Consider the following 15055-nt stretch of genomic DNA (forward strand, 5'->3'; position numbering starts at 1 on the left):
GCCGCGCACTGCCCGGACGAGGTCTCACGAGGGCGGAGGGCGGACAGATCCGGCACTGACGTCCCGCCAGGGTGGGCGGCGGGGCACGGCGCGGCGCGTGCCAGGGTGGCGCTCGGTCCGCCGCCGGGCGCCGCGCCCCGTTGTCAGTGCGGTGTGGCACCGTGGTGAGGTCTGCCCACAGCCGCCCCCACAGGAAAGGCCCGAGCCTCGTGAACCACGCCCAGCTCACCGCCCTCGGCCGAGCCCTACGCGTCCTCGGGGAACACGGCGACACCCTGACCGCCGACACCCCCGACGCCCGCCTGCACGAGGTGCGGGCGGACCTCAAGCGCGCCCTGGAGCTGCTGGACGACACGGTCACGACGGCCGCCCCCACCACACGCTGCCCCGAGCACCCGAACGGCCCGGTGGACGAGGAGGCCCCCGACCGCTGTCTCCTCTGCGAGACCCGCCGCCGCACCGCCCGCCGCACGGAGCTGAACGACAGCTACGGCGGGCCCCGCCCCACGGCCCCCGCGAACCCGTCCCCGTCCCGCTACGGCGTCCGGGACGACCGCCCCCAGCCCCAGCAGCGCTGGCTCCCGGAGGCGTGGAACGGCCAGGTGTGGCAGCTGTGCGGCACACCGCGCCGCGACCGCCGCGAGGCCGAGCTGTATCTCACCGCCCAGCGCCGGGGTCCGCGCCCCGCCATCGCGTACCGCCTGGTGCACGAGTTCACCGACTACGACGTCCTGCGCATCTGGGGCGAGCCGGTCCGCAGGGACATCGAGCCGATGGGAAACCTCTGAGGCCCTGACGCCGTGAGGTCCTGGTACCGACACCCCGGCGGGGGGTTTCCTGCGGTCTGCGCCCTCGTCAGGCGAGCACGCGGTCGGCGGTGAGCTTGCGCGGCGTGTCCGCGAGGAGCGCGCGCAGCCGTGCCGCGGTCAGCGGCGTGCCGGGGTCGTCGACGGGCGGCACCTCGAGCGGGGCACCGGCGCGGATGGCCTCGGCCAGCCGCGCCCAGGCGGCCCTCGTGGCGTCGGGGTCGGTGAAGTAGGGCGCCGCGTAGGCGTCGGTCTCCGGCTCGAACCGCCAACTGTCGGCCAGCGTCCCCACGTCGACGGTGTCGAACCCGAGCCGGCTGATCAGCTCGGTCGCGCTCGCCCTGGCCTCCGGGGCGTCACCCGCTATGGGCAGGGCGGTGCGGTCGGCGGCGCCCACGGGGCGGGCGAGGGAGGAGATGTGGACGTCGCTGATGTTGTTGAACGCCTTGATGAGCTTCGCGCCGGCCAGGTGCTCCTGGACGAGTTCGCTGGTCGTGGTCCTGCCCGAGTCGAGGACCTCGATGGTGCCGTCGCGCATCGGGTAGTAGTTGCTCGTGTCGAGCACGACCTTGCCCGCCAGCGCGTCGGCGGGCAGGTCCCGGTAGGCGGACAGCGGGACGCTCACCACCACCCAGTCGCCCGCGCGGGCCGCCTCCTCCGGGGTCGCGGCACGGGCCCGGCCACCGAGCTCCACGACCAGCTCCGTGAGGCTCTCGGGGCCGCGGGAGTTGGACAGGACGACGTCGATACCGGCCGCGATCGCGCGCCGGGCCACGGCCGTGCCGATCTTGCCGCTGCCGATGATGCCGAGTGTTGCCATGGAAGGGGTCTCCTCATCTCTCGCGGACCGTGGGGTCCAGCGGTGGTGGTACAGGGACCAGCGGTGGTGGGACGGGGTCGGCGAGGTCGTTCGGACCTGGGCGGACGAAAGCCGGGGCCCCGCCCGACACGAAAACGGAGCAAGCGCTCCCCTTGAACGTAGCACAACCGGAGCGGGCGCTCCGTAAAGAGGGAGTGCCAGGTACCCTGAGTCCCGTGACCCTCGCCGACCAGCCGACCCCCGCGCCGAAGCACCCGGCCCCGGCCCCAGCACCCGCGTCCGCGTCCACACCCGCGCCCGCGCCCGCGTCCGCGCCCGCTCCGGCGCAGCCCGCCAAGCGCGGTCGCCGGGCCGACGCCGAGCGCAACCGCGCCGCGATCCTGGAGGCGGCGGGCGCGGTCTTCGCCGAGCAGGGCGGCGCCGTCGACGTCCGCGAGATCGCCCGGCGCAGCGGCGTCGGCATGGGCACGCTCTACCGCCACTTCCCGACCAAGGACGACCTGCTCGCCACCGTCCTCGGACAGCAGTTCGACGCATGGCTGACCGACGCCCATGAGCGGGCGTCCGCCACCGACGACCCCTGGCAGGCCCTCACCGGGTTCTTCGAGCAGATGCTCACCACGCAGTCCCACAACCGCGCGGTCGTCGAGAGCTACTCCGCCACCGGCGGCCCCACCAGCTCATGCGCCCAGCGCTGCTACTCCTTCATCGACGACCTGCGCGCCCGCTGCATGGACGCCGGCCTCCTGCGCCCCGGCATCACCACCACGGACCTCGTCCTGCTCAGCGGCTCCCTCAGCCAGGCCGTCCTGACCACGGGCGACACCCACCCCGGCCAGTGGCGCCGCCTCCTGCGCATCTCCCTGGACGGCCTCAGCAGCCGCAACACGGAGCCCCTGCCCGAGCCGGAACCAACCGCCTAAGGGTTGTCCCGTAATTCCCGGCGGGCGTGCGACGCCGGCTACGGCACCTCGCCGCGTTGTCGGAACGTCCGCATACATCCAGTATGCGGACGCTCCTCCGCCTTGCGATGCACCGCATCCGACGCCGCGCGCTGATCCACCGGAAATTACGGGACAACCCTTAGTCCACGCGCAGCTTCGTCACGCTCGACACCGACAGGTGGACGGGCAGGACGCCCGTGTTCAGCTGTGCGGCCAGTTGCCGGGCCTCCTGCTTGGTGAAGCTGCCGGAGATCTCGGCCTTGCCGCCGGTGATCGGGCCGTTCACCTCAGGTGCGGACACCACGACACCGTCGAGGACGATGGCGAACTGGTTCTGGGGCGCCTGCCGCATCGCCAACCGCCCCGTGATGTCGCCGAACTTCACCCCGCCCGCGCTGGTGAAGTCCAGCTTCACGTACCAGCCGATGCCGCGCTCCGCGTCGTGCGCCGCCTCCGCCTCGGACACGTCCGAGCCGGCCACGGCGACCGGTCCGAGCTGGTACGTGGAGACGGTGCCCTGGGTCTCCCCGCACGCGGTGAGCGGCTCCGACGGGGACCCCTCCACCGCGTCCGGGCACTTCTCCACACCAGGCTCGGCGGCCGTGCTCAGCACCGGCCGGAACGCCAGCTCCGCCGGCTGCCCGAGCGCCTCCAACGTGTCCTGCCGGGCGGCCGGACCGGACACCGTGATCTGGTTCTCGTCCTCGACGGTCACCTGCACGCCACCCAGCCCGGCCTTCGCCGCCCGGTCCCGGATCAGCTCGGCGGTCCGCTCCAACGTCCGTACGCTCACGGGCTCCTGCGCCTTGAACGTCACGTCGGCCCGCCCACCTCCGGCCTTCCCGGAGGCCGACGTGGACGCCGGCTTCCCCGGCTTCCCCGACCGACGCCCGTCCGAGTCACCCGAGTCACCCGACCCACTGCACCCGCACACCAGCGCGACCAGACACGCCACCCCGAGCACCCTGCGCAACGCCATCCCGTCCCCCATGTCCCGACGCTCCACGACCGCCCATCGTGGCACGAAGAACCGCAACGGGGCAGCCTTGCACCAAGTGCCACCAAGCACTCAACACGGCAGCCGCCCCTGCGCGTTGACCTGCCGCACCCGAGCACGCAGCACGTCTCCCGGCGCCGCCTCCCGCAGCGAGCCGGGAGGGCAGTCCCACTCCCGGCCGCCCCCGACGGGTCTCAGCTGAACGTAGCCGCCTTCCTCCCCCATCACCTCGCCGAGCCGCCCGTCCCGTACGTCCACGGCGTACGACCGCCGCGCGGTCACGCCTCCGCCGCCTTGCGCAGGACGGCGGCGAGCCGGGCGGCGACGGTCATGTTGCAGCACCCCAGCCGCACGAGGGGGAACGGCTGGTCGCTCGCGCCGGTCACCGGGTCGATGCCCAGCGACGGCAGGATGATCCCGACGGCGCGCAACGCCTGGTCGAGCTGTTCGACGGCCTCCTCGGTCGTCAGGGCGAGCAGCCGCTCGGGGCGCCGCCGCGCGTTCGCCGCCGCTGTTCTGTTCTTCATGGCCAGTTCCTCCACGCTGGGTTGCAGATTCACCACACAGCGTGGTCGAGGGGTGTCTAGCCTGGCCAGATACGACGCCTTTACAGCGCCGACTGTCCAACTGGGAGTTGTGGCCATGCCAGGACCAAGGGACCTCGACCCGTCGTCATCACCCCGCGCCCTGCTGGGGGCAGAGTTGCGTCACGCACGGGAGAAAGCCGGTCTGAGTCAGGAGGACCTCGGCCAACAGCTTTTCGTGAGCGGGTCGTTCGTCAGCCAGTTGGAAGCCGGCATGCGGCGTATGCAGCCCGACTTGGCCCGCCTCATCGACATCGCCCTCGACACGGACGACTTCTTCTCCCGCAACTGCAAGGCGGCGGCCAAGTCGAAGTATCCGGAGCACTTCGCGGAGGCCGCCGAGGCGGAGGCAGTTGCCACGAGGATCCGGGAGTACGCGCCCATGCTGATCCCTGGCCTGCTCCAGACCCGCGCCTACGCGCAAGCGGTGTGCATCGCGCATCAGCCCACGGCTCCGGACAAAGAGATCGACAAGCTGGTCTCGGCACGGCTGGAACGGGCCAGGCTCCTCGACGATCCAACAAGGCCGTTGTTGAGGGTCGTACTTGACGAGGCGGCCCTGCGTCGCGTGACGGGCAGTCCGGCCGTCATGGTCGAGGCCCTCCGCCATGTCGCCGGGCTGGTCCACCGGCGCCGAGTCATCGCACAAGTGCTGCCGTTCAATGCGGGAGCCCACACGCTGATGGGCGGGGCGCTCAAGCTGATGGCCTTCGACGACGCGCCACCCCTGGTGTACTTCGAGGGCCCCGGAACCGGCAAGCTGGAAGACGACCCGGCAACCGTCACCCGTTACGAACTGGCCTACGATTTGCTGGGGGCCACCGCGCTCTCGCCCCACGAATCTCTGGCATTGATCGAATCGGTGGCGGAGGATTACGCCCATGAAGATCAGCCCTGAGTACGACTTCAGCTCGGCCACTTGGCACAGGTCCAGCTACAGCGACGGCAGCGGCGGCAACTGCCTTGAGACAGCCACCCTGCCCATCCCTGTCGTGCCCGTCCGCGACAGCAAGACCCCCCTCGGCCCGGCGCTCGTGTTCCGGGCCGAGGCATGGTCCCTGTTCGTCGAAGACCTGAAGCGGCGCTAGGCGAAAACGACCTCCGCCAGCCGTGCCACCTGGCCGGGGTCGGCCGCCCAGCAGTAGAGGATCACCTCGTCCGCCCCGATCCCGGCGTACCCGGCGACCGCCGCCCGGATCGCGTCCGGTGTGGTGAGGAGCCCCTCCGCCATGTACGCGGCGCGCCCCGTGAACGCGTAGTAGCGCAGCAGGTTCGCGCGGGCGTCGGCCACCACGGACGGCGCCCCCAGCGCGACGCTCGCCTGGGCCACGAGCTTCGGGCGCCCTTCCCTGCCGTACTTCTCCCACGCCGTCTCGACGTCGCGGAACATCCGGTCCATGTACGCCGGGGGCAGCGCCGCCCCGAGGAAGCCGTCGCCCCAGCGGGCGACGCGTTCGAGCGCGGCGGGGGCGAAGCCGCCGAAGAGGACCTCGGGGCCGCCGGGGGTGGCGGGCAGCGGCCCGACCGCGCCGACGCCCTCGGCGTACGGTCGGCCGGCCCACGCCCACCTCAACTGCTCCATCTGCTCGTCGAGTCGGCGTCCGCGCCGCCGGATGTCGATGCCCGCGACCCGGCAGTCGTCCTCGCGCCCGCCGATCCCGATGCCGAGCGTGAAGCGCCCGCCGGACATCCGGTCGAGCGTGGCGGTCTGCTTGGCGAGGATCGCGGTGTTGTAGTGCGGGGCGAGGAGCACCTCGGTCTGGACGCGGATGCGGCTCGTCGCCCCGGCGAGGGCGGACAGGGCGACCAGCGGGTCGGGGTTGTCGTAGACGAGACGGTCCAGCAGTCCGACTGTGGAGAAGGGCGAGTCGTCGGCGAGCCGGGCCCAGGTCAGCAGCCCGGCGGGGTCGTCGACGGGCAGCCCGAGCCCGACGGGCACGGACGCGGAAGCGGGCGTGGGCACGGACGCGGGGACGGAAACGGGGCTCATGGCAGAGCACTCCTGAACGATAGAAGGGCAGAGCAAAGTCACTGCCGCCCCTCCATGACCCGCGCCGTCTCGCGCGGTTGCTCCCGTTCTGCGGCGTACTTCTGGGGAGCGTGTTCGTCAGAGTGCGCCCACCGTACGCGGGAGCCACCCCAGCCGGCGAGCGAATTGACAGCCCACCAGGCCGCCCCGAGGCTCAAGCCCCCAGCTCCGAGCCCTCTTTTCAAGGAATGGGAGGTGGGCCTCAACCCACCCTCCCACCCGGCATGTTGACGTCCCGCGTTCAAGTTGCCACGCACGGTGATCGTGCTGATAGCGTGCGCGCAGACGAAACAGCCCCCGTCAGGCGCTACCAACACCTGCGGGGGCCTGACCTACAAGATCGAAGAGAAAGTTCGATCCCATGGCTGAGGCCAAGCTTAGTAGCGCTCCCCTCCCCGCGCACGTGTCCCCGCACTCCTCCCTCCCCCACCCGATGGCCAACCCGGGCTACGGCAAACGCACCACCCCCGACCAACACCCCCGCTCCGCGCACGACTTCGCGCACCTCCCACCCCGCGAAGCAGCGATCGCCGCGTACATCGACCGGCTCCCCGACGGCGCCGACATCTCCGTGAAGACGCTGGCCAAGACGCTCCCGTACGGCCAGTGCGCGCTGCGTACGGCCCTCAACAGGCTTCAGCAGGCCGGTCACTTGCGCCGGGGGCGCGAACATCTGACCGCCGAGTCGGGCAGTGCCCGGTGGATCACCCGATCGTGGTTCTCCCGAACCGCGCGGGACGACGACTGGTGGGCGAGCTTCACACGCGGCGACGTACCGGAGTCACAGAGGGAGGACCCCGAGCGGGCCCGCCCGACCCGGTCCCGGGCCCACATCCTCCTCGCGGCCCTCGGCCGTACGACCCCGTCCCTGTCCCTCTCCCAGGCGGACTGCGCGGCGCTGGCCCCGCTCCTGGTGCCCTGGTTCGAGCGCGGCGCCACGGACGAGATGATCCGCCAGGCGCTCACCACGGGGCTCCCCACCCCGGTGCACAGCGCGGCGGCCCTCCTCCGCACCCGCCTCACCAGCAAGCTCCCGCCGGAACCGGAACCCGTACGGCCGTCCCTGCGCATGCTGGAGTGCGCCACCTGCCGCACCCCGGGCCGCCCGGACGCCCTGCCGGGCGGCACCTGCGGCGCCTGCCGGGGCGAACGCGCCCCCACCCGCCACAAGGCGCCCCTCCCGGCTGCCTCGGTCCACGCCCGCGCGGCGGAGATCCGTGCGGCGATGTCCCTGAAGCCACGAGAGAGGGCACCCGTATGACCGCTCCTACGGTCCGCCGCCACCCTGCCGGGGCACGATGGGAGGAAGGAGGCGACACCATGACCCCTGAGACCGCTGAGCACCCGCAGATGTCCGTCGAGGACTTCGAGGAACTCGTCCGCAGGGCCCCCAGGGAGCTGCGGAACCGGCTGGAGTTCCTCGGCGGGAGGCTGTGCGTCCGGCACGGCCCGCTCGACGTCGACGAGTTCGAGGAGCTGGCCGCCGCGGCCCCGGAAACCGTACGGCTCGAGTACATCAGCGGAAAGGTAGTAGTCAAGGCCATGCCGGACGGCAACCGCGGCGAGATCTTCATGTGGCTGCTGCGCCAGTGCATGCAGCAGCGCCCCGAGCTGAACCTCATGCCTGAGCGGGGCGTCAAGGCCGAGGCATACCGCAAGGGCCGCGCCCTCACGGACGGCTTCCTGGCGCCGGAGGGCCACTTCAGGGGCGACGGAAACTGGTCCGACCCCGACGGCGCCCTCATGGCCGTGGAGATCACCTCCCACGACCGGGACACCGACCGCCGCGACCGCGTCGACAAGCCCGTCGGCTACGCGGCGGCCGAGATCCCCGTCTACCTCCTCATCGACCGGGACCACCACACGGTCATCGTGTTCAGCGAGCCGAAGGACGGTCGCTACCAGCAGACCGCCCCCTACCCGTGGGGCGCGACCGTGGAGATCCCCGCTCCCGTCGGCATCACACTGGACACCGAGAAGCTCAAGGACTACGCGGACTGACCGGCCAGGCCCCTCAGCCGCCTACTTGAACGGCACGTTCACGCAGGCCAGCCGCAGCCCGGCCGTCCCCGCGTGCCCCGCGTGTGTGGCCGTGCTCTTCTCGTGCAGCACCACCGAGCGCGCCCCGCCCTCCCGGAACCTCCAGTCCACCGTGGCGATCGCGCGCGCCGAGCCGTCCTTGTTGGTGTTCACGTCCAGCCACACCTCGTTGTCGGGGTTGGCGAACTTCGGGTCGACGGACGGCTGCACCGGGTCGGCCTGGTCCTGGTAGTGCGGCCCGGCGTCAGCGGGCAGCCTGCCGCACGGCTTGGTGTGGACGTGGGCGCCGTACGCGCGGTTCGCGACCAGGTCCCGCAGCCGCAGCTCGATGCGCGTACCGCCGTCGCGCCGCAGTTCCTCCTTGACCTGGACGCGGGCGCCGAGCGGCGCGAGCGCGGTGTCGTAGGTGACCGCCGGTGCCACGTCCGCGGTGGCCGCCGGAGCGAGGACCGACTTCACGACGACCTTGACCACGGGCTGTTTCTTCGACGGCGTGTCGGCCGCCGCGGCGGGCGAAGGCGCGGGGCTGTTCGCGGACGTGGTCTCGCTGGCGTTCGCGCCGGCCGCGATGCCGAGACCGCCGGCGACCGCGCCGACGGCGGCGACGGCCGCGATGAGCCGCTTGTGCTTCAGGGTGAGCTTGTGTCGTGCCATGAGCTTGTCCAGTCCCGTTCGTGGGGGGTGAAGGGGAGCGGTCGCACCACAAAAAGGCACCCCAACTGCCGCTCATCAGCTGGCAGTTGAGGTGCCCGGGCGACGCTGCGCACACGACACTACAGCGGCGGATTCGACGGAATTGGATCACTACCGCCGGGTACTGGGGAGACTTGGCGAAAAGTCCGGGCCCTCCATGGGCCACCCCATGGCATGCTCAGCTCAGCGAACCCAGGGCGGACGCCTCGAACGCCTTCAGCTCGTCGAAGCGGCCACTCAGCACCTTCGCCGCCCACTCCGGGTCCTGGAGCAGCGCGCGGCCCACGGCGACGAGGTCGAACTCCTCGGCCTCCAGACCGTCGAGCAGGTCGTCGATCGCCTTGGTCGAGGACCCCTCACCGGCGAACGAGGCGATGAACTCGCCGTCGAGACCGACCGAGCCGACGGTGATGGTGGGCTTGCCGGTGAGCTTCTTCGTCCAGCCCGCGAGGTTCAGCTCGGAGCCCTCGAACTCCGCCTGCCAGTAGCGGCGCGTGGAGGCGTGGAACGCGTCGACACCGGCCGCGACGAGCGGGCTCAGCAGCGCCTCCAGCTCCTGCGGCGTCTCGGCGAGGCGCGCGTCGTACGCCTCCTGCTTCCACTGGGAGTAGCGGAAGATGACGGGGAAGTCGGGGGACACGGAGGCCCGTACGGCCGCCACGATCTCGGCCGCGAACTTGGTGCGGGCGACGAGGTCACCGCCGTAGGCGTCGGTGCGGCGGTTGGTGCGCTCCCAGAGGAACTGGTCGACGAGGTAACCGTGGGCGCCGTGGATCTCGACGCCGTCCATGCCGACGCGCTCGGCGTCGGCGGCGGACTTGGCGAACGCCGCCACGACCTCGTCGATGTCGGCCTGCGTCATGGCGCGGCCACCCTCGGCGGGCGTGCCGTCGACCCGCAGACCGGAGGGGCCGAGAATCGGGGCGTCGGGGAAGAGCTTGCCCTGCTGGCGGACGGTGCCGATGTGCCACAGCTGCGGCACGATCGTGCCGCCGCCGGCGTGCACGGCCTCGGCGACCTTCGCCCACCCGGCGAGCTGCTCCTCACCGGCGAAGCGCGGCACGCCGTCCAGGTCACCGGCGGTCTCGTGCCCGACGTAGGTGCCCTCGGTCACGATCAGGCCGACACCCGCGGCGGCCCGCCGGCCGTAGTACGAGGCCACGTCCGCACCCGGCACACCGCCGGGCGAGAAGACCCGCGTCATGGGCGCCATGGCGATCCGGTTCGGAACGGTCAGACCGTTGATCTTGACGGGCCGGGACAGAACGTCGGCGGCGCGGGAGGTGGACGCGGTGGTCACGTGGGGACTCCTCGGAGAGATCGGGGCGCTATATGCATGTGCATGGATCGCTGTACTCGTCAACCTCCCCGCTCGCCACGGCATTCCACTGAGGACCGGCGGCTTGTGTGACCCCGGACACGCCCGAGGGCGGCACCCCCTGTCGGAACAGGGAGTGCCGCCCTCGGTACTGACGGACCGGGTCCGAACCTTCTCGCTACGAACTACGAGGAGGCTCAGAAGTCCATGTCACCGCCCGGCATGCCGCCACCGGCGGGCGCGGCGGCCTTCTCCGGCTTGTCGGCGATGACGGCCTCGGTGGTGAGGAACAGCGCGGCGATGGACGCGGCGTTCTGCAGGGCGGAACGCGTCACCTTCGCCGGGTCGATGATGCCGGAGGCGATCATGTCGACGTACTCACCGGTCGCGGCGTTCAGGCCGTGGCCGACCTGGAGGTTGCGGACCTTCTCCACGACGACGCCGCCCTCGAGACCACCGTTGACGGCGATCTGCTTGAGCGGGGCCTCCAGGGCGAGCTTCACGGCGTTGGCGCCGGTCGCCTCGTCACCCTCCAGCTCCAGCTTCTCGAAGACCTGGGAGGCCTGGAGCAGGGCCACGCCACCACCGGCGACGATGCCCTCCTCGACGGCCGCCTTCGCGTTGCGGACGGCGTCCTCGATGCGGTGCTTGCGCTCCTTGAGCTCGACCTCGGTCGCGGCACCGGCCTTGATGACGGCCACGCCGCCCGCGAGCTTCGCCAGGCGCTCCTGGAGCTTCTCGCGGTCGTAGTCGGAGTCGCTGTTCTCGATCTCGGCGCGGATCTGGTTCACGCGGCCGGCGACCTGGTCGGCGGAGCCGGCGCCGTCGACGATCGTGGTCTCGTCCTTGGTGATGACGACCTTGCGGGCGCGGCCCAGGAGGTCCAGGGTCGCGTTCTCCAGCTTGAGGCCGACCTCCTCGGAGATGACCTCGCCGCCCGTGAGGATGGCGATGTCGCCGAGCATGGCCTTGCGGCGGTCACCGAAGCCCGGGGCCTTGACGGCGACGGACTTGAAGGTGCCGCGGATCTTGTTGACGACCAGGGTCGACAGGGCCTCGCCCTCGACGTCCTCGGCGATGATCAGCAGCGGCTTGCCCGACTGCATGACCTTCTCCAGGAGCGGGAGCAGGTCCTTGACGTTGGAGACCTTGGAGTTGGCGATGAGGATGTAGGGGTCCTCGAGCACCGCCTCCATGCGCTCCATGTCGGTGGCGAAGTACGCCGAGATGTAGCCCTTGTCGAAGCGCATGCCCTCGGTGAGCTCGAGCTCCAGACCGAAGGTCTGCGACTCCTCGACGGTGATGACGCCTTCCTTGCCGACCTTGTCCATGGCCTCGGCGATCAGCTCGCCGATCTGGGTGTCGGCGGCGGAGATGGAGGCCGTGGAGGCGATCTGCTCCTTGGTCTCGACCTCCTTGGCCTGGTCGAGCAGCGCACCGGAGACGGCCTCGACGGCCTTCTCGATACCGCGCTTCAGGGCCATCGGGTTGGCACCGGCGGCGACGTTGCGCAGGCCCTCGCGTACGAGCGCCTGGGCGAGGACGGTCGCGGTGGTCGTACCGTCACCGGCGACGTCGTCCGTCTTCTTGGCGACTTCCTTGACCAGCTCGGCGCCGATCTTCTCGTACGGGTCCTCGAGCTCGATCTCCTTGGCGATGGACACACCATCGTTGGTGATCGTGGGGGCGCCCCACTTCTTCTCGAGGACGACGTTGCGACCCTTGGGGCCGAGCGTCACCTTGACGGCGTCCGCGAGCTGGTTCATGCCGCGCTCGAGGCCGCGCCGCGCCTCCTCGTCGAACGCGATGATCTTGGCCATGTGAAGTGGTCCCTCCAGGACTGGGGGTGATTCCTTCGGACCGCGCCCGCGCCCGCGACGGACGGCTCGCCTGCCCCGTGGTTCCTTGCCCCACCTGGCCTGCGGGCCTCACCGACCCGGTCCTTCGTTGTCACTCTCACCTTCAGAGTGCTAACGCCAATGATTAGCACTCGGCATGGTCGAGTGCAAGCGCCTCCGGATGATCCGCAGGTGAACGCGCCCCTACGCGCCGGGTCGGCGCCCCGCCCGTGCGACCGCCGGCGGGCGACCCGGCCGGCGGCTCGACGGGCGATCCGGACACGCGGAAGGGTCCGCACCCCGAGTACGGGGCGCGGACCCTCCGAGAAGAACGAAGAACGTCGCTGCTAACCGGCGCGTTGCTTCAGCCTGCGAGACGGACCATGTCCGCCTGCGGGCCCTTCTGACCCTGCGAGATCTCGAACTCGACCCGCTGGCCCTCTTCCAGGGTGCGGTAACCGTCCATCTGGATCGCGCTGTAGTGGACGAATACATCCGCACCACCGTCGACCGCGATGAAGCCGTACCCCTTCTCCGCGTTGAACCACTTGACGGTGCCCTGAGCCATGCCTAACTCCCCTATTACTGGCCCTTGCACAGATCCACACTTCGCGGATCCGGGTCAGACCTCACCCCCCAACGGTTGGGGGTGTGCGCCGGAACGCGTCGACCGCGGCTGAATGTATCTGCCCAACTGCCGTCTGCAACAGGTCAATCGGACGAGAAAATCTGGACACGCCCGGTCGGGAATGTACGAACAATTCCGCTGACTTCAGGGCAAGTCGGGCCCCATAAAGGCCACAAAACGCGCAAAAGCCCTACAGACTTTGGCTACTTCATATAGGGCGTGCGGCGCGATTGGATATGCGTCCGGCATGAAATCAGAACGGCGATCGGACCGGGTTCCCCAACTGTACCGTGCTCAACCATAGAGAATTGCCCCCTCCGCTTCTCTCGCGGAGGAGGCAATTCGATGAACAATCCGTAATCAACGTTACCGACGGTTACTACCGGCGGGTACGGAACGGGGATCAGCCGCCGGCGACGGCGGGGATGATCGACACGCCCGCTCCGTCCGGCGTGGCCGTCTCCAGGCCCTGCTCGAACCGCACGTCGTCGTCGTTCACGTACACGTTCACGAACCGCCGCAGCTTCCCCTGGTCGTCGAGGACGCGCGCGGCGATCCCGGTGTGGTTCTTCTCCAGGTCCGCGATGACCTCGGCGAGGGTGGCGCCTTCGGCCTGCACCTCGGCCTGGCCGCCGGTGTAGGTGCGAAGGATGGTGGGGATGCGGACGCTGACGCTCATGACTTGTGACCTCCGGGTATGTGCGGGAGAGCTGGGGGCGCGGGGCTGTGGGGGATCTGCGGCCGCCGCCGGCGTGGGCGCGACCGGCCCCCGCAGGCCCGCGGACGAACGACTGACAGGCCTTACACGAGCCCGGCTTCACGGAACGAGTCGAGGTTGGGCCGAATGGTGGCCGTGAGCCCCGTCCCGGCCACCGCGTCCAGCGTCTTCAGACCGTCGCCCGTGTTGAGGACGACCGTCGTGAGCGCGGGGTCCAGCAGCCCGTTCTCGATCAGCTTCCTCGTGACGCCGACGGTCACGCCGCCCGCGGTCTCCGCGAAGATCCCCTCGGTCCGCGCGAGCAGCTTGATCGCGTCGACGATCTGCTCGTCGGTCACGTCCTCCACGGCACCGCCGGTCCGCCGGGCGATGTCCAGGACGTACGGACCGTCCGCGGGGTTGCCGATCGCCAGCGACTTGGCGATCGTGTCCGGCTTCTGCGGCCGGACGACGTCATGGCCGGTCTTGTACGCGACGGACACCGGCGAGCAGCCCTCGGCCTGCGCACCGAAGATCTTGTACGGCCTGTCCTCGACGAGACCGAGCTTGATCAGCTCCTGGAGGCCCTTGTCGATCTTCGTGAGCTGCGAGCCGGAGGCGATCGGCACGACCAGCTGGTCCGGCAGCTTCCAGCCGAGCTGCTCGCAGATCTCGTACGCGAGGGTCTTGGAGCCCTCGGCGTAGTACGGCCGGAGGTTGACGTTCACGAAGCCCCAGCCCTCGCCGGCCGGGTCGCCGATCAGCTCGGAGCAGAAGCGGTTCACGTCGTCGTAGTTGCCCTCGATGCCGACCAGCTCACCGCCGTAGACGGCGGCCATGACGACCTTGCCCTGTTCCAGGTCGTGCGGGATGAACACGCAGGAGCGGAAGCCGGCACGGGCGGCGGCGGCCCCCACGGCGCCGGCGAGGTTGCCGGTGGAGGAGCAGGACAGGGTGGTGAAACCGAAGGCGCGCGCGGCCTCCAGGGCCTGGGCGACGACGCGGTCCTTGAAGGAGTGCGTCGGGTTGCCGGAGTCGTCCTTGATGTAGAGCCCGCCAGTGACGCCCAGCTCACGGGCGAGGTTGTCGGCCTTGACGAGGTGGGTCCAGCCGGGGTTCAGGTTCGGCTTGCCGGCCACGTCGGCGGGGACGGGCAGCAGGGGCGCGTACCGCCAGATGTTCGCGGGACCGGCCTCGATCCGCTTGCGCAGCTCCTCCGTGTCGTACGCGGAGTAGTCGTACGCGATCTCCAGGGGGCCGAAACACTCCTCGCAGGCGAAGACCGGTCCGAGGGGGACGCGGTGACCGCACTCGCGACAGCTCAGGGCGGCGGCGGGGCCGAGGTCGACGCTCTTGGCGGCACCGTCGGTGGTCGTGGATTCGGTTGCAACTGTCTGCGCAGCCATGTGAGGCGAGGCCCTTTCTCCTCATCTTCCTCACGACGCATCTCGCCGTGAGACGGATTTGGCACCTTCCCTAGCCGGACCTCGCCACGGCGACGTGACAAGACAGCTGGAGGGTTGCCGGGGCTTCATCGGGCCGTATCCCTCTGCCCCTCTGGATGAGCGGTATTTGGTTGTATACGCACACGAGCACCGACATGCGATGGTCATCAGCGTTGTTCAAGACTGTAACCGAAGGCCAGGACAGTTGAGAGAGCC

Annotated in this window: 17 protein-coding genes and 1 riboswitch; of the genes, 6 read left to right on the forward strand and 11 right to left on the reverse strand. The window is 70.4% G+C overall.

Going from position 1 to position 15055, the window contains the following annotated elements; genetic code table 11:
• The first annotated feature begins 209 nt into the window (after positions 1-209).
• Positions 210-788 carry a hypothetical protein gene (locus tag AC067N_RS13240; protein ID WP_478678987.1) on the forward strand — a complete coding sequence of 193 codons (579 nt, stop codon included), beginning with the start codon at positions 210-212 and terminating at the stop codon, positions 786-788.
• 67 nt (positions 789-855) lie between these two features.
• Here AC067N_RS13240 and AC067N_RS13245 read toward each other — a convergent pair whose 3' ends face one another.
• Entirely contained in the window at positions 856-1917 is a 1062-nt protein-coding gene (locus AC067N_RS13245; protein WP_478678988.1) for an NADPH-dependent F420 reductase, read from the reverse strand.
• Between AC067N_RS13245 and AC067N_RS13250 the strand changes: the two genes are divergently transcribed.
• Positions 1842-2549 carry a TetR/AcrR family transcriptional regulator gene (locus AC067N_RS13250; protein WP_478678989.1) on the forward strand — a complete coding sequence of 236 codons (708 nt, stop codon included), beginning with the start codon at positions 1842-1844 and terminating at the stop codon, positions 2547-2549. The genes AC067N_RS13245 and AC067N_RS13250 overlap by 76 nt on opposite strands.
• Before the next feature lie 160 nt (positions 2550-2709).
• On the opposite strand, the gene AC067N_RS13255 is transcribed toward AC067N_RS13250, so the two are convergent.
• The 3 genes from AC067N_RS13255 to AC067N_RS13265 form a co-directional block, all read right to left on the reverse strand.
• Entirely contained in the window at positions 2710-3387 is a 678-nt protein-coding gene (locus AC067N_RS13255) for a preprotein translocase subunit SecD (protein ID WP_478678990.1), read from the reverse strand.
• Positions 3388-3639: 252 nt separating this feature from the next.
• Positions 3640-3849, reverse strand: coding sequence for a hypothetical protein (locus tag AC067N_RS13260; RefSeq protein ID WP_055522103.1), 210 nt, complete (start codon positions 3847-3849; stop codon positions 3640-3642).
• The gene (locus AC067N_RS13265; protein ID WP_478678991.1) at positions 3846-4094 is read right to left on the reverse strand and encodes a hypothetical protein; all 249 of its coding nucleotides are present in this window, start codon (positions 4092-4094) and stop codon (positions 3846-3848) included. Before AC067N_RS13265 ends, AC067N_RS13260 begins: the two co-directional genes overlap by 4 nt.
• 115 nt (positions 4095-4209) lie before the next feature.
• Between AC067N_RS13265 and AC067N_RS13270 the strand changes: the two genes are divergently transcribed.
• Entirely contained in the window at positions 4210-5049 is an 840-nt protein-coding gene (locus tag AC067N_RS13270; protein WP_478678992.1) for a helix-turn-helix domain-containing protein, read from the forward strand.
• On the forward strand, positions 5033-5239 hold the full coding sequence (locus AC067N_RS13275; protein ID WP_478678993.1) for a DUF397 domain-containing protein: 207 nt from the start codon (positions 5033-5035) through the stop codon (positions 5237-5239). The genes AC067N_RS13270 and AC067N_RS13275 overlap by 17 nt, the downstream gene beginning before the upstream one ends.
• On the opposite strand, the gene AC067N_RS13280 is transcribed toward AC067N_RS13275, so the two are convergent.
• Positions 5236-6090 (reverse strand): LLM class flavin-dependent oxidoreductase, encoded by an 855-nt coding sequence (locus AC067N_RS13280; RefSeq protein WP_478679133.1) that lies wholly within the window; start codon positions 6088-6090, stop codon positions 5236-5238. The genes AC067N_RS13275 and AC067N_RS13280 overlap by 4 nt on opposite strands.
• A 523-nt stretch (positions 6091-6613) precedes the next feature.
• Between AC067N_RS13280 and AC067N_RS13285 the strand changes: the two genes are divergently transcribed.
• Positions 6614-7441: a hypothetical protein gene (locus tag AC067N_RS13285; RefSeq protein ID WP_478679134.1), complete on the forward strand. Its 828-nt coding sequence runs from the start codon at positions 6614-6616 to the stop codon at positions 7439-7441.
• 59 nt (positions 7442-7500) lie between these two features.
• Entirely contained in the window at positions 7501-8181 is a 681-nt protein-coding gene (locus tag AC067N_RS13290) for a Uma2 family endonuclease (RefSeq protein ID WP_478678994.1), read from the forward strand.
• A gap of 21 nt (positions 8182-8202) precedes the next feature.
• On the opposite strand, the gene AC067N_RS13295 is transcribed toward AC067N_RS13290, so the two are convergent.
• From AC067N_RS13295 to thrC, 6 genes are all read right to left on the reverse strand, one after another.
• Positions 8203-8874: a superoxide dismutase family protein gene (locus AC067N_RS13295; protein WP_478678995.1), complete on the reverse strand. Its 672-nt coding sequence runs from the start codon at positions 8872-8874 to the stop codon at positions 8203-8205.
• A 217-nt stretch (positions 8875-9091) separates the two neighbouring features.
• Positions 9092-10213 carry an NADH:flavin oxidoreductase gene (locus AC067N_RS13300; RefSeq protein ID WP_478678996.1) on the reverse strand — a complete coding sequence of 374 codons (1122 nt, stop codon included), beginning with the start codon at positions 10211-10213 and terminating at the stop codon, positions 9092-9094.
• A gap of 215 nt (positions 10214-10428) precedes the next feature.
• Positions 10429-12051 carry a chaperonin GroEL gene (gene groL, locus AC067N_RS13305; RefSeq protein WP_468102026.1) on the reverse strand — a complete coding sequence of 541 codons (1623 nt, stop codon included), beginning with the start codon at positions 12049-12051 and terminating at the stop codon, positions 10429-10431.
• Positions 12052-12433: 382 nt separating this feature from the next.
• Positions 12434-12637, reverse strand: a complete 204-nt coding sequence (locus tag AC067N_RS13310) for a cold-shock protein (RefSeq protein ID WP_009339379.1) — start codon at positions 12635-12637, stop codon at positions 12434-12436.
• Positions 12638-13100: 463 nt separating this feature from the next.
• The gene (locus tag AC067N_RS13315) at positions 13101-13376 is read right to left on the reverse strand and encodes a MoaD/ThiS family protein (RefSeq protein ID WP_055518759.1); all 276 of its coding nucleotides are present in this window, start codon (positions 13374-13376) and stop codon (positions 13101-13103) included.
• 122 nt (positions 13377-13498) lie between these two features.
• The gene (gene thrC / locus AC067N_RS13320) at positions 13499-14800 is read right to left on the reverse strand and encodes a threonine synthase (RefSeq protein ID WP_478678997.1); all 1302 of its coding nucleotides are present in this window, start codon (positions 14798-14800) and stop codon (positions 13499-13501) included.
• 18 nt (positions 14801-14818) lie between these two features.
• A riboswitch (SAM riboswitch) is annotated at positions 14819-14962 on the reverse strand.
• Between the last annotated feature and the right edge of the window lie 93 nt (positions 14963-15055).

It is taken from the genome of Streptomyces sp. NPDC042364 (genome assembly GCF_056437585.1).

What these genes read in the sequence shown, in the direction of transcription:
- AC067N_RS13265 (WP_478678991.1), bottom strand. Translation starts at nt 4,094, where the DNA reads ATGAAGAACAGAACAGCGGCGGCGAACGCGCGGCGGCGCCCCGAGCGG.
- AC067N_RS13270 (WP_478678992.1), top strand. Translation starts at nt 4,210, where the DNA reads ATGCCAGGACCAAGGGACCTCGACCCGTCGTCATCACCCCGCGCCCTG.
- AC067N_RS13275 (WP_478678993.1), top strand. Translation starts at nt 5,033, where the DNA reads ATGAAGATCAGCCCTGAGTACGACTTCAGCTCGGCCACTTGGCACAGG.
- AC067N_RS13285 (WP_478679134.1), top strand. Translation starts at nt 6,614, where the DNA reads ATGGCCAACCCGGGCTACGGCAAACGCACCACCCCCGACCAACACCCC.
- AC067N_RS13290 (WP_478678994.1), top strand. Translation starts at nt 7,501, where the DNA reads ATGACCCCTGAGACCGCTGAGCACCCGCAGATGTCCGTCGAGGACTTC.
- AC067N_RS13295 (WP_478678995.1), bottom strand. Translation starts at nt 8,874, where the DNA reads ATGGCACGACACAAGCTCACCCTGAAGCACAAGCGGCTCATCGCGGCC.
- groL (WP_468102026.1), bottom strand. Translation starts at nt 12,051, where the DNA reads ATGGCCAAGATCATCGCGTTCGACGAGGAGGCGCGGCGCGGCCTCGAG.
- AC067N_RS13310 (WP_009339379.1), bottom strand. Translation starts at nt 12,637, where the DNA reads ATGGCTCAGGGCACCGTCAAGTGGTTCAACGCGGAGAAGGGGTACGGC.
- AC067N_RS13315 (WP_055518759.1), bottom strand. Translation starts at nt 13,376, where the DNA reads ATGAGCGTCAGCGTCCGCATCCCCACCATCCTTCGCACCTACACCGGC.
- thrC (WP_478678997.1), bottom strand. Translation starts at nt 14,800, where the DNA reads ATGGCTGCGCAGACAGTTGCAACCGAATCCACGACCACCGACGGTGCC.